General features: G+C 63.0%; 20 protein-coding genes. 4 read left to right on the forward strand and 16 right to left on the reverse strand.

Annotation, left to right across the window (positions count from 1 at the left end; genetic code table 11):
* Position 1: 1 nt before the first annotated feature.
* From KF715_17935 to KF715_17995, 13 genes are all read right to left on the reverse strand, one after another.
* On the reverse strand, positions 2 to 2,176 hold the full coding sequence (locus KF715_17935; protein ID MBX3738580.1) for a hypothetical protein: 2,175 nt from the start codon (positions 2,174 to 2,176) through the stop codon (positions 2 to 4).
* Positions 2,173 to 3,099 carry a type II secretion system protein gene (locus KF715_17940; protein ID MBX3738581.1) on the reverse strand — a complete coding sequence of 309 codons (927 nt, stop codon included), beginning with the start codon at positions 3,097 to 3,099 and terminating at the stop codon, positions 2,173 to 2,175. Before KF715_17940 ends, KF715_17935 begins: the two co-directional genes overlap by 4 nt.
* A gap of 2 nt (positions 3,100 to 3,101) precedes the next feature.
* Entirely contained in the window at positions 3,102 to 4,304 is a 1,203-nt protein-coding gene (locus KF715_17945) for a type II secretion system F family protein (protein MBX3738582.1), read from the reverse strand.
* A 2-nt stretch (positions 4,305 to 4,306) separates the two neighbouring features.
* Positions 4,307 to 5,050, reverse strand: coding sequence for a hypothetical protein (locus KF715_17950; GenBank protein MBX3738583.1), 744 nt, complete (start codon positions 5,048 to 5,050; stop codon positions 4,307 to 4,309).
* Positions 5,047 to 6,012, reverse strand: a complete 966-nt coding sequence (locus tag KF715_17955) for a TrbI/VirB10 family protein (GenBank protein MBX3738584.1) — start codon at positions 6,010 to 6,012, stop codon at positions 5,047 to 5,049. Before KF715_17955 ends, KF715_17950 begins: the two co-directional genes overlap by 4 nt.
* Positions 6,009 to 6,830: a hypothetical protein gene (locus KF715_17960; protein MBX3738585.1), complete on the reverse strand. Its 822-nt coding sequence runs from the start codon at positions 6,828 to 6,830 to the stop codon at positions 6,009 to 6,011. Before KF715_17960 ends, KF715_17955 begins: the two co-directional genes overlap by 4 nt.
* Positions 6,806 to 7,474 carry a hypothetical protein gene (locus KF715_17965; GenBank protein ID MBX3738586.1) on the reverse strand — a complete coding sequence of 223 codons (669 nt, stop codon included), beginning with the start codon at positions 7,472 to 7,474 and terminating at the stop codon, positions 6,806 to 6,808. The genes KF715_17960 and KF715_17965 overlap by 25 nt, the downstream gene beginning before the upstream one ends.
* 2 nt (positions 7,475 to 7,476) lie before the next feature.
* Positions 7,477 to 8,493 (reverse strand): hypothetical protein, encoded by a 1,017-nt coding sequence (locus KF715_17970; protein ID MBX3738587.1) that lies wholly within the window; start codon positions 8,491 to 8,493, stop codon positions 7,477 to 7,479.
* Complete coding sequence (locus KF715_17975; protein ID MBX3738588.1) at positions 8,493 to 8,753, reverse strand: hypothetical protein; 261 nt, start codon at positions 8,751 to 8,753, stop codon at positions 8,493 to 8,495. Before KF715_17975 ends, KF715_17970 begins: the two co-directional genes overlap by 1 nt.
* Positions 8,750 to 9,562: a hypothetical protein gene (locus KF715_17980; GenBank protein ID MBX3738589.1), complete on the reverse strand. Its 813-nt coding sequence runs from the start codon at positions 9,560 to 9,562 to the stop codon at positions 8,750 to 8,752. The genes KF715_17975 and KF715_17980 overlap by 4 nt, the downstream gene beginning before the upstream one ends.
* Positions 9,563 to 9,802: 240 nt before the next feature.
* On the reverse strand, positions 9,803 to 12,424 hold the full coding sequence (locus KF715_17985) for a TraC family protein (protein MBX3738590.1): 2,622 nt from the start codon (positions 12,422 to 12,424) through the stop codon (positions 9,803 to 9,805).
* The gene (locus KF715_17990) at positions 12,421 to 12,744 is read right to left on the reverse strand and encodes a hypothetical protein (GenBank protein ID MBX3738591.1); all 324 of its coding nucleotides are present in this window, start codon (positions 12,742 to 12,744) and stop codon (positions 12,421 to 12,423) included. The genes KF715_17985 and KF715_17990 overlap by 4 nt, the downstream gene beginning before the upstream one ends.
* A gap of 2 nt (positions 12,745 to 12,746) precedes the next feature.
* Positions 12,747 to 13,034 (reverse strand): hypothetical protein, encoded by a 288-nt coding sequence (locus tag KF715_17995; GenBank protein MBX3738592.1) that lies wholly within the window; start codon positions 13,032 to 13,034, stop codon positions 12,747 to 12,749.
* A gap of 67 nt (positions 13,035 to 13,101) precedes the next feature.
* Here KF715_17995 and KF715_18000 point away from each other — a divergent pair, with 67 nt between their 5' ends.
* The 4 genes from KF715_18000 (at position 13,102) to KF715_18015 (ending at position 16,008) form a co-directional block, all read left to right on the forward strand.
* Positions 13,102 to 13,560 carry a hypothetical protein gene (locus KF715_18000; GenBank protein ID MBX3738593.1) on the forward strand — a complete coding sequence of 153 codons (459 nt, stop codon included), beginning with the start codon at positions 13,102 to 13,104 and terminating at the stop codon, positions 13,558 to 13,560.
* Positions 13,561 to 13,592: 32 nt separating this feature from the next.
* The gene (locus tag KF715_18005; GenBank protein MBX3738594.1) at positions 13,593 to 14,462 is read left to right on the forward strand and encodes an ATP-dependent Clp protease ATP-binding subunit; all 870 of its coding nucleotides are present in this window, start codon (positions 13,593 to 13,595) and stop codon (positions 14,460 to 14,462) included.
* Positions 14,463 to 14,604: 142 nt separating this feature from the next.
* A complete protein-coding gene (locus KF715_18010; GenBank protein MBX3738595.1) occupies positions 14,605 to 15,516 on the forward strand; it encodes a helix-turn-helix transcriptional regulator in 912 nt (303 codons plus the stop codon).
* Between the two features lie 171 nt (positions 15,517 to 15,687).
* Positions 15,688 to 16,008 (forward strand): hypothetical protein, encoded by a 321-nt coding sequence (locus KF715_18015; protein ID MBX3738596.1) that lies wholly within the window; start codon positions 15,688 to 15,690, stop codon positions 16,006 to 16,008.
* On the opposite strand, the gene KF715_18020 is transcribed toward KF715_18015, so the two are convergent.
* From KF715_18020 to KF715_18030, 3 genes are read right to left on the reverse strand one after another with little or no spacing between them, the layout of a single operon-like run.
* Positions 16,005 to 17,513 (reverse strand): type IV secretory system conjugative DNA transfer family protein, encoded by a 1,509-nt coding sequence (locus KF715_18020; GenBank protein MBX3738597.1) that lies wholly within the window; start codon positions 17,511 to 17,513, stop codon positions 16,005 to 16,007. The genes KF715_18015 and KF715_18020 overlap by 4 nt on opposite strands.
* Positions 17,510 to 17,983 (reverse strand): hypothetical protein, encoded by a 474-nt coding sequence (locus KF715_18025; GenBank protein ID MBX3738598.1) that lies wholly within the window; start codon positions 17,981 to 17,983, stop codon positions 17,510 to 17,512. Before KF715_18025 ends, KF715_18020 begins: the two co-directional genes overlap by 4 nt.
* Complete coding sequence (locus KF715_18030; GenBank protein ID MBX3738599.1) at positions 17,980 to 18,687, reverse strand: hypothetical protein; 708 nt, start codon at positions 18,685 to 18,687, stop codon at positions 17,980 to 17,982. The genes KF715_18025 and KF715_18030 overlap by 4 nt, the downstream gene beginning before the upstream one ends.

Below are 18,687 nucleotides of genomic sequence, written 5' to 3' on the forward strand. Positions count from 1 at the left end.
TTCAGGGGCGTTCGATGACGTAGGGCGCGCTGCCTTGCGTCCCCTCGGTTTGCAGGAGCAGCCGGGCAAGCGGCCGATACTTCACGGTTGCGGCAGCTACCGCATTGAATGTTCGGCTGACTCCCGGAGCGGGAAGGTAGGTGCCATCGCCGGGTTGCTGGGCCTCCACGACAATCGCCCCGGCCCCTGTGATCATCAGTTGATTGCCTGCGATGGTGGCCGGACCGCTGACGACGGCGTAAGTAACCGGCAGACCTGAAGTCGCCGTGGCGTTCAACGTGACCGGCCCAGCCCCAAGGCTCTGATCTGGTAGCACGGGAAACGAAATCGCCTGGGCTGACTTCGGCACGAAGAGTGCCTGAACGGATCTCGCCCCGGTCATGAGCACCGCGACAGCGCCCGTGGAGCCGCTGGCATCACCGGCCCAGCCGGTGAATCGGAAGTTCGGTGCGGCCGTGGCGGAAACGGTCACCGTCGTGCCGTGCGGATAGTTGCCGCCAGCCGTCACGGAGCCACCGGTGGAGGCGGCAGTGACAAGCGGATAGGATTTGAGGGCAAAGACGGCTTGCACCGACTTGCTCCTATCCATCGTGACCGCGAAGGGATTGGCAGAACCGGAAGCGTCGCCACTCCACCCGGAAAAATCATGAATCGAATCGGGGGTGGCTGTGACCCAGGCAACGGTGCCATTCGCGTAGACGCCTCCAGCCGAGACCGTGCCACCGGCACCGGCGGAAGTGCTGAGAGTGTATTGGGTCGGAGGAGCACTTCCGACCGTGACCGTCTGCGAGATGACGGCGGAGACGGCGCCGCTGGCATCGACCGCCTGCGCGGTGAACGTGACCACCTGAGGCCCGGAGTCGTTCGAAGGGTTGCCCGAATCAGCGCTATACCCTGAGCCACCGCCCCCAAACGCGAACGGGCTGCCGTTTTTCCAGACGTTCACCTGAGTCAGGTTGCCGTCCGCATCTTCACCTCGCGCGGCAACCGAGTAGCTCGCCTGATGCGCGACGCTCCCTGGCGTCGAGATCCAGCTAATCGTTGGAGCCCGGTTCACCGGGGGTGCAGCGGTGACAGTGATCGACACCGAGCCCGAATGAACCCAGCCGCCTCCGTCGTTCGCCGCCGCACGGATCGTGTAGACGCCCACGTCGCTGAACGTGAAGGTCGCCGTGCGAGTGGAATCGGCCGTGCTGCCCACCGGGCCGCCTTGAAACGGCTCTCCGGCCGAAAATCCGCCTTGGAAGTTCCAGTCGCCTGCCGGCCGCTGGATGTCGAGGTTGTGATTGGTGAGATTACCGTCGGCGTCGGTGGCTCGGCTGCTCAGGGTAAGCGTCGTGCCTTGGGTAACCGATTGATTGCCCGGGGCAGTCAGCGCAACCGAGGGCGCCTGATTCGCCGGAGCGCCGATGTTCACGACGTGCGTGATCATCGGGGAGGTTGCCCCGGTGGCATCCACCGCTTGGGCCGTGAACACCACTGTCTGCGGGCCGTTGTCGCTGGTGGGGTTGCCTGAATCCTGGTCGCGACCGTCGCCGCCACCGGCAAATGCAAAGGGCTGCCCGTTTTTCCAGACGTTTACCTGAGTCAGGTCGCCATCGTCATCGTGGCCATGGGCCGTAACCGAGTAACCCTGACCGTGGCCCGCGGAAGCGGGTGCCACCGTCCAGCTGATGGTTGGCGGCGAACTGTTGCTCCAGCCATCGCGAAACCATGTCTCCGTCCAGACCGTGGTCGCATAGGTTCCAGTTCGGTCGGTGCGGTATTCATAAAACCGGAGCGTATATTGCCCCGCCGGAACCCCGGAGATGTTCCAATCGCCCCACAAACTACCGTCCGCAGGACTTCCGTCGACCGCGAAGATGTTGATGAAAGACGACACATTGCTGATCGAACCGACGGTAGCGCTCACACTGGCTCCACCCGTGCGGTAATGCGTCGCGGAAACGCGGCCGAGGAGATTGCCCCCGGCGTCGCGTAGTTCGATGCGGCCCGGTGCGCTGGATTGCGGGTAGTCGTCACCGAACCAATCCACCTGAAAGCTGACGGTGTAACCGCCGGCGGGGATCGTGATGGTCCGATTGGTGACGACGAATACTGTGGTATAAGGTGCGGCTTCGGCGGTCGCGAAACCGAGCCCGAGAAGGACAAAGAGAATGAGAATGAGTCTGTTCATTGGAGCGTGACGGATGCGTTTTCCCGGAGGTGAAAACGCAGGGACTCGACGCCCGGCCAGACAGCGCCGCGATTGAGGGTGATGAGGCGTCCGCCGAGTATCTCGGGCGTGACAGTAGCCCCACTATTCGCCGGTGCCGTGAAGGCAGCCGGGGTGTTGTTGAACGACACGAACGCTTGTTCGGTCGGATGGTTGTTGTTCACCGTGAGCGTGAACTTCGGCAGGACAATGCGACGCACACAGAGCCTGCTGGTCTGGGTCAGGCCACCGGGTCCCGCCGTCCACGCCGCCGCTTGGGCCACCGTCAGGCGAGCAAGCCAGTAGGCCGGCAGGCCGGCACTACGGCTCTCCCAGTCGTGATTCCAAATGGCATCGAACCATGCAGCTCCTGGCTCGTAAGCGGGCAAGGCGAGCTGTTCGGTCCGACCCGCAAGACTGATGAGCAGAAACCTCTGCCGGCCGTTCTCGGCCGGGGCCGCGAACAGCAGACGAGGGTTGCCGTTGGCATTGACTGCGATCTTCGCAATCTCCGGCTGAACCGCGGTGGTCGGGGCCAACCCGATGGACGGCGTGATTCCGCGCAGCCGAGCGACCTTGGCAAACCACGATGAAGCATCGGTGGTCGCATACGGCAACGTGGTGGAAGTCGAAAACTGGGTTGGTGAATCCGCCGCCCCGATGGTTCCCGGCAAGGCAGCGATGTTGTGTCCCGACAGGTCGGTCGCTTCGAACGAACGGGTGATCACCTCGGCGATTTCAGCGAGGGAGCGTTTCTCGGCCTCGCGTTGAGTGCGTTCGATGATGTCCCGCGCGGAGGGCAACAGGACGGCCGTGAGAACGCCCATGACAAAGAGAACGAGCACGATTTCCAGGAGCGAGAACCCTCCGGTTGCGATTCGGCGTTTGGAGTAAGAGTAAGTCATGGTCAGTGGGCGTTGACGCCGCCGAGCAGCGAGACGAGGGGGAGGAAGAACGAGAGAGCGATGGCTCCGACGGCCGCGGCGAGCAGCCCGAGCAGCACCGGTTCCAGCAGCGCGAGCGCAGCGGCAAGGCGCTCCCGCGCCCGGCTGGATGCGTAGTCCTCGACATGGCGCAGCGCCGCGCTCAACTGACCGGTGGTTTCTCCAGCTTTGAGCGCGGGCACGAGAAAGCGTGGAAAGGCACTGTCCTTCGGTAGGGCCGCGTAGAGTGGCCGGCCCAAGGCCACGGACTCCCGAGCGCGCAACAACTGCGCCTCCAGCACGGAATGCCCGGTCAGCTTTGCACCGGTCGAAAGGGCGTCCAACAACGGGATGCCAGCGTCGTGTAACAGCCGGCAGTGACCTGCAAACCGGGCTGTCGCAAGCAGGCACAAGGTCTCCCCCAGAATGGGAATCCGCAGAACGATTCGGTCACGAGCCGCGCGCAGACGCGGATGCCGGCTCGTGAACCACGCCAGCCCGGCAAAAAGGGAAACCGACAACAACAATGCATCCCAGTGATGGCGGGTCAGCTCACTGGTGCGAACGAGGAGGACGGTGATGGCGGGAAGTTCAACCCGCAGGGAGGTGAAGATTTCGGCAAACTTGGGAACGACACCGCCCAGAAGAAACGCGACCAGGCCCGCGGTGGCCGACAGCACGACGACCGGATAGATCATCGCCCGTCGCGCGGTGCGCCGAAGGTCGTCAGCGCTGGCAACGTGGTGCGCCAGCCCGCGCAACGATTCGGGGAGCTGGGCCGAAACCTCTCCCGCCTCGATGACCGCAGCAAGATGCGGCGGAAACACGCGGGGGAAGTGACGGCACGCCTGATGGATCGGATGACCATGGGAAACTTCCCGGTGGACGTGCTCCAGAACCTGCCGAATCGGCCCCGGCGGCGCATCTTCGGCCAGTTGCCGGAAGGCCTCGTCAGCCGTCACTCCGGCACGCAACTGCAGCTCGATTTGATGCAACACCGGGACCAGGTCGCGCGCGGGAATGGCAAGCCTTGCGGCTTTGCGGTCAGGCTTAGCGACCGTGATTTCAACCGGCCAGAGCGAGCGCGCCCGGAGTTCCTCGCGCAATTGGCGCGCATCGCGCGCGTTGAAGCGTCCGTGCTGGCGACGTCCCTGACGATCGATGAAGGTGGCGGCAAAGGCAGTCATGCTTAGAGCGGCAAACGCACACGGACCGGTTTTTCGGAGACGGGAACACGGAGGTATCGCCCCGCGTGCTGGAACAGCACCGCATCCGGCTCCAGGCGGACCACGGTCAATGCTTCGACGGTTTCACCCGGCTCGACCGAGCGTCCATTGATCAGAGCACAGGGAGTTGCCCCGTGAATCAGGCCGCCGACGGCGAGCGTTATTTCCCGACTGGTCTCCTGCTCGACAGCACGAACGGAAAATGGATTGGCCTCGTCGGCTGGATCGCGAGTGACAACGGAGACATCGATGACTCCGTCCGCGTTGGGTGCGATTGCCGGAATCTCGGGCAATCGTGGCACGAGCGGCAAGGCTTGTGGCGGCGCAGCCGGCTGAACTTGGGCCACGATCTGCTCCTCCTCGGTTTCCGGTGACTTGGTCGGCGCAACCGGTTTGTCGGGTTCGACGGCCACCGCAGTCGGATCGACTGCCAGGTGCGGGGTTGACGCAACCAACGGTGCTATCGGCCGAAGATCCCAGCGCGATTCCGCCTCCAGCCGCTGAATCGCATGGGCTTCATGCCGAATCAACTCGTTGTCGGGATCGACGTAAGCACCGAGGATGTAGTGACCGACAACGGCAGGGATTCGTGCATCGACTCGTTGGGCTGACTCGGCGACGGGCAGGGGCACGGGGGCCGTGACCATTGGCTGTGGGGACTGACAGCCGGCCAACAGGATAAGAATGAGCGGCGAAAGTGTTTTCATGGTTTGGAATGAATCTCCTCGTTCAAAGCCACCGGAGACGGGCCTCCGTTGATGGTTTCGGTCACGTAAAGGTAGAAGGGTTTGCCGGCGCGGATGCGGAGGTAGAACCCGTCCTTCGCGATGGCATCTCGAACCTGCTGGGCGTATTCGCGCAGCACGGCGCTCACGCCTGCCAAAGAGGCGTTGCGCATGCTCGCAACCGGCAGGTTGGACTCACCGATCAGCCCCGCCGTCGTCCGAGTTTCCTGCAGAGCGGTGGTAGCCGAGGACAGGAACGTCGCGGCAAAAAGCTTTAGTTCGCGCCAGTCGTCCGTGCGAATGACTTCGCCGCGAAGACCGGCGGAACCATCCGTCTCGGAGTTCGACGGCGCCCGCTCCAAGGCGATCCCGCTCACCCGCAGTTCGCGCGCGGACATCTCCGACTGCTTCCGGCAAATGATCGTCCAGGTGCCTTCGACCGCGAGACGTTCACGCGCGCGGTCCAAGCCGGCCCGTCCATGGACTTCAGCACCCGCCGGGACGACCAAGCGGCCGTTCTCCCAGACATCCTCGGTCACGATCCCGATCACCGGTGTCGCCAACCGGTTCGACTCCAACGTGACCACGGTCTCACAGGGAATCATCCGTCCGAACGGCGCCGCGGCGAGAGGGTCGAGCGATGCGGGGCCGCGCGAAGCCACGACTACGCTCAAAGGCAGCACTTTGGGGGCGAAGCGAGCCGGCGTCGCGGCGGGAACAGGCGAAGGTGTAGGGCTGGGAGGAGCCGGTGGTTCGAACCGCACACCGGTTCGCTGGATCACTTTGGGCAGGATCGCTTGCGCTGCCGGCGCCGCATCCGGCATAGAGGCCGAACGATGCTGGACGCGCTGCCAGCCGACGACACCAGCCACGAGAATGGCCAACACACCGATGACGACCAATTGTCCCGTCGGCGACTGGATGAACTGTGTATCCAATTTCATTCGTTCGCAGCAGCGGGCGGCAAGGCGACCGCAAAGGTATTCTTCAACGACAGGCGGGCCCGAGAGCCGTCCGGATTGCCCGCAATCAACAGGTGAAATACTGCCGCACGTCCCGCCGGAATAACTCCATCCGCATCGGTCAAGCCCACGGGGAAGACGGTCGATCCGACTCTCACGCCGAGCTGCGAGGGGACATAGCGATAGTCGCGCTGCCCGCGATTCTCGGCCCTGATCCGCAGCACCAGCGCATCTTCGTCGGCGAAGCCGATCACCTCTTCGACTATTGCCGTGAGTTCACCCTGCACGCCTGAGGTATTCGGTGTGATGCGCTCGACTCGCTGCACCACCGCCGGGTATTGCTGAGCCAGCACCACGTAGTTCTTGGCCAGATCGAGTAAGGCCAGCAGGCGATCCGGGCGCGGACGCGGACTTGTCGCCGGCTCTCCGGTCGGCTCGTAGAAAGTGACCGTGCGGTCGGGTTCGCCTTCCGACGTGAAGGCCAGCGCGTAGACCCGGTCTCCGAAAACGACATTCGCCGCCGCTGTCGCCCCGGCGCGCAGGGCGCGCACGGTGAAGAACCGTGTTCCCGATTGGTGGGATAGAAGCACCTGCGGTCGATCCTCGGGGCTCGTCGAGATGCCGGCGGCATCAAGGGCGGTCACCGGTCCCGGAAACATCACCGTGGTGGGTGCGTCCGTTCCAATGCGCACCGTGTAGGTCGCGCGATCATCGAGCGGGTAGCGGAGCACCTGGCTGAGCGCCGTTCCGGCTCCAGCCAGGCCTAAGATCAGGGTCAGAAGGACAGTTCGTAGTTCCATACGGCGAGAGGAAAGCGGGCGTTAGCCGCGAGGTTGGGATTGCGCGCGAAGGTGAACCGCGCGGTGAAAGTGGGTGCTTCAGTGAATGATTGCTGACCGACAGCTCCGGTCCGGATCAGCTGACCCTCGGCCTGAACGAGCACGACATGCTCGCGAGTTTCGAGCACGGTGAGCTTCAAAACCTCCGCCTTCTGGTGGAGGTTCTTTCTGGAGAACTCCTCGGCGGCTCGCGCCCAATCAGATCGCGCTTGTTGCAACGCCTCGGGAAGGAACAGCTTCTCCAGCAATTCCGGCTGATCGAACCCGGTGGGGTTGCGCTGCAGGAGCGCCAGACAAGCGAGCAACGCATGCTGTTCGTGGAGCCGGGTCGCGTCTTCGAAGCCGATCAGCGGACTGACGTGAAAGGAGCCGGCTCCATCAAGGATGACGACCCGTTCCTGGGTCCGATACGCGCGGATGATCAGAAATGGCTGCACGACGGTCAGACCGATGGCGCCAGCCGCGACAAGGAACCAGATGCGCGCGGCCAGGGCGGGGTTGACGAATAGATCGAGAGGATGCCAGCCCCGCGGCCGGGGCTGAGGCAGTTCGGTCCGATGGCGGGGAACGGCGGTTTCGCGTAAGGGAGATGGATTCATGGGCACGATCAGATCGTGGTTTGGGGAACAGGAAGCTGCGCCGACGGCATGACGGCGGTCGGCTCAGGTGGCGGCACGGCCGGCGGTGGTGGCGGCATCGAGGGGACGGCCGGCCCCGACGGTCCGCCGTTCGTTCCGCTCGACGGACCGCCCTTGCCGATGGCGGCAGGAAGCGCGGCCCCTCCGGTCTTCAGGGACTTGACCATCCACGCCAGTTGCTGGACGGCGTAGAGCTGCTGGAGTCCCGACTGGCCTCCACCGGACAGCGGGGACCCTGAGCAAATCAGGGCCTGCATCAGGAACGGCGTCCCGATGGTGCCGAGAATCAACCACAAGGCGGCCAGCAAGCCGCCGAGCAGGCTCGCAAACGAAGCGGCGTCGATTTCGCCGGGAGCCAACCCGTAGGCTGTCGCCAGATTCTGCTGATAGGCGGTGAGAAGATGGTAGGCCACCAGCTCGGTCACGGCGAACCCGACCGGCCACGACAACACGGCGAGGGTTTGCTGCACGTATCGTGTGCCCAAGGACGCGAGGGAGGGCACGAGCATCAGCGCCAGTGCCACGGGCAGAAACAGGTAGCACAGCAGCTTTAGCAGATACTGGAGCAGCAGAAACGGCAGTTGCAGCAGGCTCGCAATCAGCACGACCAGCTTCGCTGCCGCCCATAGTGTGGCGCGGTAAAGAGACTCGCCGACTCGGCGCAGACTGAACTCGTTGGGATTTTCCGCCACACTATCCCGGAGCAAGGTGGCGGCCTGCATCGGATGCTCCGTGTAGCGCTCATTCACCGCGTCCGCCACGTTCAGGAAGATCCGCTCCGTGAAGCCGAACCAGTGCGGCAAAGTCGCAATGAGTCCGATCAACAACACGCTGCGCACTACCGGACGAATAAGGCTTTCCATGTCCGCGCGGGCCCGCTGCACCTGCAGCATGAGCCCGACAACGGCCACGAAGAAGACGACGAAACGTAGGGCATCGGTCAGCCCGATGATCGCGTCGCGCAGGCCTGGAGCGAAGTTCTCCATCAATTTCTCCCCTCCTCAGGTCGCTGGCGTTGTTCCTCTAGGCGAAGCCGCTCCGGGATCGGCGCCTTTTCGGAACCGGCTCCCGTGTAGTCCGTGCGCGGGTCGATCTTAATGGACCGTTGCCAATCGTTGACCGGTCTCACAGGTTGATCGTAGTCCGGGGGCATGAGCGGAGCCCGACGCAATTCGCGGATCAGGAGCACGCCTCCGGCCAGCAGTCCAAGCACGACGATGATCAGGATAGGTGTCATCTTTTTCATCGGCGGGTGTAGGTGTCGGGCGTAACGCGCACGCTGCGTTGCCAGACGTTGATAACGCCCAGCGACTGGCGCTCCTCGGCGATCTGCTTTTCCAGCAGGTCCTGCCGTTCCTTTGCGGCCTGATTCTCGTTCTGGATCTGTTGCGCCAGAAGCTTGTCGGCCTCGTCGCGCCGCTGGGCGGCCATCACGGCCAACTGTCCGTTGAGCGCGGCCACCTTGGTGTTGAGCTTGTCGACCTCGGCCTGGGTCGTGGCGGATTTGAGGGCGGACAAGGTCTCCGACATATCCCGCTGAAGCGCTACCTGCCGCGTGGTCGTTTCATCGAAAACGCGGGTCGCTTGATCGGCCTGCTGCTCCACGGTGGCGTAGCGCAAGTAGCTCGAACCCTGTCGCTCAAACGACTGGCGCAAAGCTGTCCGGTCATCGAGTCGCCCATAGATTCCTTCGGCGGTTCGGCGCAGGGACGCCGTGGCGTCGGCCAGCCGTCGCATCACCTGGAGCGTCTCGCCATATGTCCGCGCCAGTTCGTCGGGAGCCAATCGATCGAGCACCACCTGCGAACCGGCGAGACTCGGATTCCCAATCACTTCGCGGATACGGCGTTGCTCGGCGAGCTGGTCCTCGAGCTGACGAATCTGGCGATTGAGCCCCTCAAGCTGGGTGGCCCATTGACGGAGCACCTCCAGGTGGCTGGCGGCCTGTGCGGATTGGATGGCGCTATTTACCGCCGTGTTGCCTGGATCATGAACGATCCATTGGGCAAACAGCGCTGGCGTGAGGAAAAGGAAGGCGAGGAAGCGAGAGATCATGGGGTGCGGGGGATACGAAGGGTCTCGGTGAAGGGTTTCCGGATGACTCCATCCTCGATGGTCTCCGGACGGGTCACGGTGATGGTTTCGAAATCGCGGTTTGCCGGCGCGGGGCGCTGGGCGTCTTGCATGGCGCGGTAGCGCTCTCGCGCCGAACGAGCCGCAGCGCGGGCAGCCTCTTCGCCGGTGGTATTAGTCGGCTGGGGCGTGGCGCAGCCGCTCACGAGTAGCCAAATCAGGCTAGGCAGCAGGCGATACGGCATGGGTGGGAGTCTCCTTTCTGGGTTCAATGTGGCGGAGCGTGCCGCACTGCGGCGGCTGCGCTGTGGGGGCGAAGTAGCAGAGGGAGGAGTAGCGCCCGGAATCGGGTAGCTGCTCCGGCAGCGGGTAGCGCTGGATCACATCCAGTGCGCTCTCCGGTAGAGCCAGGTCCGCCGCGAGATCGGCCAGATCCGCCCGGTCCGACTGCCGCATCAGGAAAAATTGCTTGGCGTTGCCGATCACCGCCGGCCGCACTCGGGATTGCCGGAACTTGGCGTATTGCTGGACGATGCTGACCGCCCAGCAGTTGAACTTGCGCAGCTGGGCGTAGCTCTCCGCTACGATCTTCTCGCCACCGGGCACGTCGAGGAAGCGGGCGACTTCCTCGAACACGATGCGTTTGCGCTGTGCCCGTGGCAGGCCGAGGATTCGTTGCCGCGCAAAGCCGGAGACGAGGAGACCGGCGGCGGCCTTGAGCTCGACCGCCTGCTCGGGCACGTGGCCGAGTTCAAAGTGCGCGACGCGACGGTGCAGGGAAACATTGGTCACACCGTCGAACATCTGCCCGTAGGCCCCGTCGGCACTCCAAGCCCGGAGGAGCGTCGCCAGCCGGTCGATCTCCTCTTTCGGGTGCTCTGGCAGTCGGGCGTAGGCGAGGAGATCAACCAGCGCGCCATGCGTCGGATGATCTGTCGGCCCGAACAGAGCGCACGCAGTTTGAGGAACGAGTCGGGAGGTCGCCGGGTCGTGGGCGAAGGCGGTGAGCGTGGCCGGCTCGATCCGTCGCATGAACTCAGCCACCTCAGGCCGCCCGGCGGATTCGCCTTCCCTCAACTCGGCGAACGCATCCAGCGGCGTCGCGCCGACGGGCATGCGTTGCCGCCAGAGATGAACCGCACAAGCAAGGCGCCTCGCTTCGTCCACCCGGTCGGGATTGCGCCGCGCCCAGTCTGCGTAGGCGTCATGGTAGAGCTGGTGTAGATATTGCGTGAGCTGCGCCCCGCGAAGGGCGAGTTTCTCCTCGCTGTCCGGAACTCCCACCATCCGCGACAGCAGTGCGACCGCGCTCGCCAGATGCAGCTGCGACAGCGGCAGCCCCTGGGTGTCGAGATAGTTGATTGTGAAAGCCGCATCCGGGTGGACGATGATGGGTTTTTCCCCGAGAGACTCCGTGAACGCCCGATAGGAAAGCCCTTCCTCAATGATGACCGTGTAGCTGAAGAGCGCGCCGGTCTGGAGCAGCAGGTCGTGCATCACGGCCGACTTCCCCGCTCCGGTCATGCCGAGCAAAACGGAATGTTGCGGCGAACCCCGGAGTTCGGTGCTGACGCCCACCAGATTGTGGTGGCTGCCGTCGTAGATCGCCTCGGCCCGATCCAACGCACCGGTGAAGGTCGCGGAGAAAGGCAGCAAATCGGCGAGGTAGTTGTCCTCGGCGTAGTGGTTCCGGTGCCGGTAGGAGGAGTGGGTCCAGCCCGGCCAGGAAGCGAAGAACAGCTTCTTCGCCGTGGTCGGGACGGAGCATTCGAAATACTGCGCGCCGTCCATAGCATGGATGGCCGCCTGCATGGCCGACACTTTCTCCCGCAGCGCCTCGTGCGTCGGTGCCCATACGCGAATGATATAGCTGGCCTCGAACGGGCGAACAAAGCCCCCTGCGAGATTCTCCACCTTTCGCTCCTTCTTCCGCATGGCCACCACCAGCGAGTGCCGGCGGCGTTCCATGTATTCACCGGCCAGTCGCTCGATGGCCTGTTCCTCGCGCTTGATCTCACCGCGTGCTTGCCCTGGCGTCAGGTTGACGGTGATGCGATAGTCTAGGAATGGCAGTCCCGTCAGGTGAGTGACGATACCGGGGTGGGTGCGCTGGGGCCAGCGATCCAGCGTGAGGATGGCATGGTAATTACCGTCGAGGTAGAACCCACCGTCGGGTTGCCCGATACCTTCACCCAACCAGCACTGCTCCTGTATAGTGGCTTGCGGATCGCAGGCCGGCAGCGGGCGGTTATCCCATGCGCCGAGCGTCGGATTGAGGAACTCCCGCAGGCAGGCGCAGTGGCCCTCGTCGTCCATCGTCCGGATGATGGCTTCGCCATGAAAGAGGGTTCTCAGCGTGTCCGCAAAATCCGTGAACTGTGCGGACATTTCGGCGAGGATGGCAGCGTAGTGGGACCGCAGTCCGCCAACCGTGCGGGTGACGCCGGAGTAGCGGGTGATTTCCACCGAAAGAAACACGGCGAGACGCTCCCGGCGCAGGCTCCGGGCGTGCATGCGGGACCAGTAGCGGGAGAACCGCTCCGTGCGCAGGGCGCGCACGGCTTCGTCGGTGACCGACTGGGTCGCCTCGCGATAGGCCAGCAACTCCCGTCGATAATCGGAATCGCACGACCACTGGAATTGAAGGCGGCGTCCAGGCGTGGCCAGTGCCAGCAAGGCCCGGATCTGGTCCTGGAGCGCGTTGAGCTTCGCAAAGCTCGCTCCGCGAACGTCGGGCGGTTCGACCCAGAAGCCCTTAGCCGCAATGGCACCGCGCTCGGGAAACCCATAAAGTATCATCCCTTCGCAGAACACACCGTTGGGGGCTTTGTCGTGGGGCCTCATTCGGTAAGCCTCCCTTGATCTGAGCCAAGACGGGTGAAATTTCCGCCCCCGAGCCACTGTTCGATCACGTCCCGGTCGTATCCGCGCGGCTTGCCCTGCTTGAGGAGGAGCACCCAGGCGATAACCGTCGCCAGCGGTGCTCCGGTTACCGCCGCCGCCAGCACGTAGGGCACGCGAAGCAGGATGCCGAGGACGGCGAAGAGAGCCAACGCTCCCAAGACAGTAAGCAGGACCGGCAGGTAGAGATTCCCATCGAGACCGAACGCCCGTCCGGACGAATCGTCTGCTGCATTGGTCTCAGTATGCCTTAGTTCCGTCATGCTCAGAACCGGGGGGTGATCACGGCATCCTGGAGGCCGAAGATCGTAAAAAGTGCCGCCATGATGGTCGCGGCCGCCGCGATAATGATTCCGGCCACGATGCCGGCCTTGCCGTCGGGATCGCCCTTGCTGATGGCGTTCGCCCCGGACCAGATTTTGATGACGCCCCAGAAAAACCCGAACATGAAGAGGACCGCTAAGGCCAAACCGAAGCCGTCCTTTAGCTGTTGGATCTGGCCTAATACCGGCTGGGGGAGGACGGCCGAAAGGAAGATGGAGTGGTTTGTCATCTACCCATAAACCCATAAGATAATTACGGCCTTGTCAAATCTTTTCCTATGGGTTTATGGGTATTCAATGACTTCCGAGGCTTCCGCACCGATCAAAGTGAGCTTTTCCTTCTACCCGGCGGACATGACGGCCCTGAATCACCAGACGGTGGAACTTAGGCGTCTGGGGGCGGCGGTGCGGCGCGGCACGGTGCTGCGCGCCTTAATCGAGCTGACGTCCGAAACCGAGATGTTCGCCGCCGCCGTTTTGCTTCACCGTGACTACAGCGCCAAGGGTGGGCCGCGCGAAACCGACAATGTCGCCGGAATACCCACCGTTGACCTGCCCTCTCGGCTGATCGCCAAACTCGACCAAGTCGTAACGGACCTTGCGGCCAAGGACATCTCGGCCAATCGCGCTTATGTGGTCAGGGCAGTGCTCCGAGCAGCTCCCAAACCGGAGGCCTGGGTAGCGGCAGTAAAGAAGTTTCTCGCGGACTTCCCGCGTCGCCCACGCACGGTGGGTAACCGCCCCAAAACGAAATGATCGCCCCGGATCGCCTTACGCACCTTCGTGACTTGGAAACGCACCTGCGTTCCCGCCTGCGTGGCCAGGACCATGTTATCGGTAAAGCCGCCGCGATCTTCACCCGCGGAGAAATGGGGCTTGTTCGACGCGATAAACCTCGGGGAACGCTTCTGGCGGTCGGTCCCACCGGCACCGGCAAAACCGAACTGGTTCTGCTGGCCGCGCAGCATCTGTTTGGTCCCGGTCATGTTTGCCGGCTCGATCTCTCCGAATTCCAGCGAGACGATGCACTGGAGCGGCTATTGGGCACGGGGGCATCCGACGATGGAGCGATTGGCCGCTACGTGCCTGTTCCCGCCCCGCGGGTGTGGCTGTTCGACGAGTTGGAAAAGGCCCACCCCAAGGTTTTCGACCTGCTCATCCAGCTCCTGGAGCCGGGACGACTGACGCTGGCGAGCGGCAAGGTCGTCTCGTTCCTGGATGACTACGTCGCGTTCACCTCCAACGTGGGAGCTGGTGAGGCCATGCGCATGGCTCGCTCCAATCCGGCCAGCATCGAACAGGCGGTTCTACGCCGTCTCGCCGAGTGTCTTCGCCCCGAGATTCTGGCGAGAATTCCCGACAAGCTCGTGTTCGGCCGCCTCACTCCCCAGATCCAGCGGGAGATTGCTGAACTACATCTCCAGTCGGAGGTCGCCCGGCTCGGGCACGCGGGTTACGATCTTCAGATTTCGCGCGATGCCTTGGAATTCCTGATACGCGAGGGATTTCATCCGCAACTGGGCGCCCGGCCGCTCCGGCAGACCATCGAACGGCATCTACAGGACGCCGTGGTCAGGTCGCTTTTCGCCCATGGCGCCGCGTCAGGACGGATCGAAGTGGACGCCTCGCAAAATTGTCTGGCGTTGCGGCCGCTCTAACCAGAGCGAGCTAGGAATCGGTCATCGTCGATAAATAAAAGCAATTCGTGGTTAAATCAAAGCCCCGCGCAGCGGCAGTCGCTATGCTTAATTAGCTCCGCTGAAACGAAGGGCCACGTAACAGCGGCGCGCCGCCGCTGCTATGGTATCTCCACGTGGCAAGACCCCACACAACTTCAACACCTTCGAATCGCTTCAGCTTCCCGCCTCGATTCTGCCGAATCGCCGCGCCCTCACCCATGGCCCGGGAATTAGCATCTATTGTGACCGGCAGCGGCCCAAGGATTGGCCGGAGCATGAGCTTGCTGCGACCAAGATCCTGATCGCGCTAGAACCTGCGCGCTGTTGCGTGACGTGGTTGGGAGCGACCGGGCAGGAGCACAGCCGGATGATCGGCCAAGGAGACCTCGTGATTCTCGCTCCAGGTATCCGCCACACGAAGAGCTGGATGAATGAGGCGGGCATCATCATGCTCTACTTGAGCGAAAGCTGGCTGCGGCAGTTCAGCCAACCAGCCATCGAGGGGGTCATGATCGAGTCCTTGAGTGAACTAAACCTTCGCGATCCGCTGATCGGTGGGCTGACCAACGAAATTAGACAGACCTGCATCCCGCTACGTGATGACAGTCGGGCGCACGCCGTGGCGCTCGGACTTTGCTTGGCTTCCAGAGTCGTGCACTCGATTGCGCGAAGCCGGGGCGTGTCGCGTTCGGTAGTCCGCCGCCTGAGCCCTGATTCGATGCAACGGGTTGCGACCTACGTTCAAGCGCATCTGGCGGACCGGATTCCCGTGGCCACCCTGGCAAAGGAGGCCCGATTGAGCCCAAGTCACTTCAACGTGCTGTTCAAGGCGACCACGGACTTGACCTGTGAACAGTATATCCTGCGAACCCGACTGGCGCGCGCCAAAGCACTGATTGAAACCGGGACCTATACGGTCGGACAGGTCGCGCACATGACCGGCTTTGCTGATCACAGTCACCTCACCGTCCGCTTCACGAAGTTCTTTGGTGCGCCGCCACGTTCCTTTCTACCCGCGGTTCGGACCGTGTGAGCGTAAAAAAGAAACGTTAATATATCAAAGACAACAGGTGCTGTCCTGTTGTAGACTTGCATCAACATAGCTGCGCGGTGCCTGCGGTGCCGCTTCAACCTAACGCGTAGTGGTTGTGCTCTGTAATCGGGCCGGACGGAGCACTTGGTTTAACGTCAGTAACCATGACTCATGAAATCTCCGTTCCCTGTTGTTCATATCGTGCTCGCCCTCCCGGTGGCTGATCTTTCGGCCTACTCCGATGCGGTGCGCTGCCTTTCCCGTAAGCTGGGAAGGCGTGCGCCGGACATCTTCGACCTCATGGCTCACACCCTGCGTTGTCGCGACAGCAAAGGCCTGGTTGAGGACTACCTCGAATCCATTGATGGCCCTGCGTGCGAGCCCAAGTCTTCTACCCCGTCGCGCGTCTCCCGCAAACCCCTGCCGAATCAAAAGCGCCTCCACGCGATCGCCGTAATCGGCGGGCCAACGATCATTCCCGGGCGGAACTAGGTCCCTGACGCGCCTTCTGGCTCGGAGCTGTATTCGTTGGCCCGGGTAAACGAAGTGAACGGCAGACTTTTCAGGAGCGGCTTTCCAATCCTCGCAGGATGCCGGACGATTGCTCGGCCCTCGGGCATCGCTTGGAGCACGGCTGTTTTGAACCAAGGTTCATCAACCATTTGCCAGCTGCGGGAGGCGCGGCCAGCGCTGACCCCGCCGCTGTATTTGCGGAGTTCCCGTCCGCCCATCTTTTCGGAGATGATCTTGGCACCCTTTTCGTCTGCGGCCCGAAAGTGAATCTGAGTGCGCAGGTTTGCCATGAACACGTCCGCCTTTCGCTCGGTCTCGAAAGCTGCGTAGAGTGACAACGGCGTCTGGGTCGCGGAAATCAGGCACACGCCGGCCTCACGAAGTTCGTCCACGGTCGTGTGGTCGGCGAAGCCATCCTCCGATACGAGGGTAGTCTTCTGACCTTCATCGAGGGCGAGAACGATCATGTTCCGCCGGCGGAGCTCCTCGGGCTCGAGATCGAACCGCCGAAACGCGTGCAGAAAGAACAGCTGCTTCACGAGCAGGTTGAGATAACGGCGTTCCACCTGATACGTCTGCGGGACCGACAAGCAGATGAGCCGTCCCGCATCGACCTCGGTCAGGGAGAAATTCGGCTCCACCGAACAAAAGACATCGGCGATGTCCGGTGGCGTGTAGGGGCGCAGGAAATTGGCGACGGTGTAGACGGTGCCGCTCTTTTGCTCCGGAGGTTGGTCGGCGAAGTCCTTGAAATACTGGAGTTCAATCTCGGCCGCGCGTCCCGGCCGCTCTGCCAGTCGGGCGAGCACTTTCGTCAGCTCGGTCGAAATGCAGATCATGTCGTGGACGTTGGCGAGGGTCACCGGCAGATCCGCCGCCTCCAGCGCATGCATGGCGTGAGTGATGACATCCCGGGCCGTCTCCTTGAAGAAAGCCTGGCCCCCGCGCTGGCCGGCCGCCGTGGCGGTATCGACAATCAGCTTTGCATAGGTGGTCCATGGAACATCCGGCATACCCAGGAGATTGAGCCGAAGTGGGGGCGTCCAATCCTCCGGGCGAATATGCGTCGGTCGGACGCGAATCAGGCGCAAGGATTCCTCCTGCCCCAGGCTCTTCGCCATCGAGGCGAGCGGCTTCCAAAGCACGCCCTTGGAATCGACGGCCAGTATCCCTGTCTCCGGCATTGAGGACCGCAGTCCATGCACGATCGGCACGACCGCCCGCGCGGTTTTGCCCGTGCCGGTAGCGCCCGTGATGAAGAAATGGCAGCAGGCTTCGTCGCGAGTCCATTTCAGCCCCCAGAGACTTAGCACAACCCGGGTTCCCTTCTGGGCGGCTTGCGCGAATCCGCGGTAGGCGACCCAGACGGCAGTGGCTACGGCAACGACCGTCAGCCAATACCCTGTGGACCCGGGCAGGCTGGTCCGAGCCAGCCATGCCAAGCCCAAACAGCCAGTCAGAGAAAGCAGACTGCGCCCGATCACGATTTGACGAGGATCATTGCCCCGAGCGCTCCCAGCGCCGCACCGGTTAGGAGCGCGGCCAGCAGTTCCCGGTGACGCACGATGCGGAACGACCGGGCCACCGGCCCAAGCGATTGCTCCATGGCCTTGAGCTGGGCCACCGCATCCGTGACGGGGTGCCTGAGTTGATTTTCGAGCTCCTTCCCCAGAACGGCGGGACGATTCGCCATTTCCTGTCGCACTTCGGTGAGCACGGCGTTCACACCCGCAATCGCATCCGCGGCATCAGCCAGCGCCTCGATGCGTGCGTCCAGAGCCGTCTTCAGCTCAACAATGGCCGCCTGGAGCGTATCCTCGGATGACTTCACCCGATGCCAGTGCCACGCGATGAGCAGATACACCGGATCGTCGGGATTCAGGCGGTGATGGGTAGCGACCCACTCCAGTTCCGGCGGCAAATTTTCTGCCTGCAACAGTTCCTCGGGCGTCATCCGATGAGCAAGGCCCGCGCCTTGGTGAATTCACCCGCCATGCGCTCGTGGAAGCGGACACAGCGCGAACGGTCGAGCAGGTGGAGACTGTCTGCGGTCCGCCCTCGGCCGACCGTCAGGTTTGCCTGTTGCAGCCGGTTCCTCGTCACTTCGAAGAGGCAGGGCACATCGATCTCGACCGCCCCCAGCTCGGCCAGCCGGCGCCGGGAGTTGCTCTGGCCAAAAAGGGGCAGCGACTCACTGTCGCGGAGATTGCGGGCGACAAGCCATTGCACGCGCCCGGCGTAACCGTCGATCAGTTCTGCGATCTGCGAGTTGGCATCCTTGTCGTCAGTCGCGATCAGGACGAACACCAGCGCGCAGTTCAATTCGGCCTGGAGGTGAGGCAGCTGCGCCTCGTCAAGATAGGCCAGCACCTTACTGCCACCGGTAGCCCGGTTGTCGACCAGCACCACGTCGGCCTCATCGAGGGCGTGGACAATTCGGTCGAGAACCCCGAGTTTGTCGATGTCCACGTCGGTGTCGATAAACTCGGCCTCCGGCACGAGTCGGTTGAACGTGGAGTTTGCGTGGTCGAGGTCGAAGGCCCTTACGCGGACCCTCTCTTCGGTGAGGTAGTCGTGCAGCAAGGCAGCGACAAAGCTCTTTCCGATACCGCCCTTGTCCTGAGGAAAGAGGATAATGCGTTTGTCTGGGGTATGCAT

Source organism: Candidatus Didemnitutus sp. (assembly GCA_019634575.1).
Taxonomy (GTDB): domain Bacteria; phylum Verrucomicrobiota; class Verrucomicrobiia; order Opitutales; family Opitutaceae; genus Didemnitutus.

Bases quoted from the DNA above. Each gene is read 5' to 3' on its own strand.
- KF715_17935 (MBX3738580.1), bottom strand. From the start codon at position 2,176: ATGAACAGACTCATTCTCATTCTCTTTGTCCTTCTCGGGCTCGGTTTC.
- KF715_17940 (MBX3738581.1), bottom strand. From the start codon at position 3,099: ATGACTTACTCTTACTCCAAACGCCGAATCGCAACCGGAGGGTTCTCG.
- KF715_17945 (MBX3738582.1), bottom strand. From the start codon at position 4,304: ATGACTGCCTTTGCCGCCACCTTCATCGATCGTCAGGGACGTCGCCAG.
- KF715_17950 (MBX3738583.1), bottom strand. From the start codon at position 5,050: ATGAAAACACTTTCGCCGCTCATTCTTATCCTGTTGGCCGGCTGTCAG.
- KF715_17955 (MBX3738584.1), bottom strand. From the start codon at position 6,012: ATGAAATTGGATACACAGTTCATCCAGTCGCCGACGGGACAATTGGTC.
- KF715_17960 (MBX3738585.1), bottom strand. From the start codon at position 6,830: ATGGAACTACGAACTGTCCTTCTGACCCTGATCTTAGGCCTGGCTGGA.
- KF715_17970 (MBX3738587.1), bottom strand. From the start codon at position 8,493: ATGGAGAACTTCGCTCCAGGCCTGCGCGACGCGATCATCGGGCTGACC.
- KF715_17975 (MBX3738588.1), bottom strand. From the start codon at position 8,753: ATGAAAAAGATGACACCTATCCTGATCATCGTCGTGCTTGGACTGCTG.
- KF715_17980 (MBX3738589.1), bottom strand. From the start codon at position 9,562: ATGATCTCTCGCTTCCTCGCCTTCCTTTTCCTCACGCCAGCGCTGTTT.
- KF715_17985 (MBX3738590.1), bottom strand. From the start codon at position 12,424: ATGAGGCCCCACGACAAAGCCCCCAACGGTGTGTTCTGCGAAGGGATG.
- KF715_17990 (MBX3738591.1), bottom strand. From the start codon at position 12,744: ATGACGGAACTAAGGCATACTGAGACCAATGCAGCAGACGATTCGTCC.
- KF715_17995 (MBX3738592.1), bottom strand. From the start codon at position 13,034: ATGACAAACCACTCCATCTTCCTTTCGGCCGTCCTCCCCCAGCCGGTA.
- KF715_18000 (MBX3738593.1), top strand. From the start codon at position 13,102: ATGACTTCCGAGGCTTCCGCACCGATCAAAGTGAGCTTTTCCTTCTAC.
- KF715_18010 (MBX3738595.1), top strand. From the start codon at position 14,605: ATGGTATCTCCACGTGGCAAGACCCCACACAACTTCAACACCTTCGAA.
- KF715_18015 (MBX3738596.1), top strand. From the start codon at position 15,688: ATGAAATCTCCGTTCCCTGTTGTTCATATCGTGCTCGCCCTCCCGGTG.
- KF715_18025 (MBX3738598.1), bottom strand. From the start codon at position 17,983: ATGACGCCCGAGGAACTGTTGCAGGCAGAAAATTTGCCGCCGGAACTG.
- KF715_18030 (MBX3738599.1), bottom strand. From the start codon at position 18,687: ATGCATACCCCAGACAAACGCATTATCCTCTTTCCTCAGGACAAGGGC.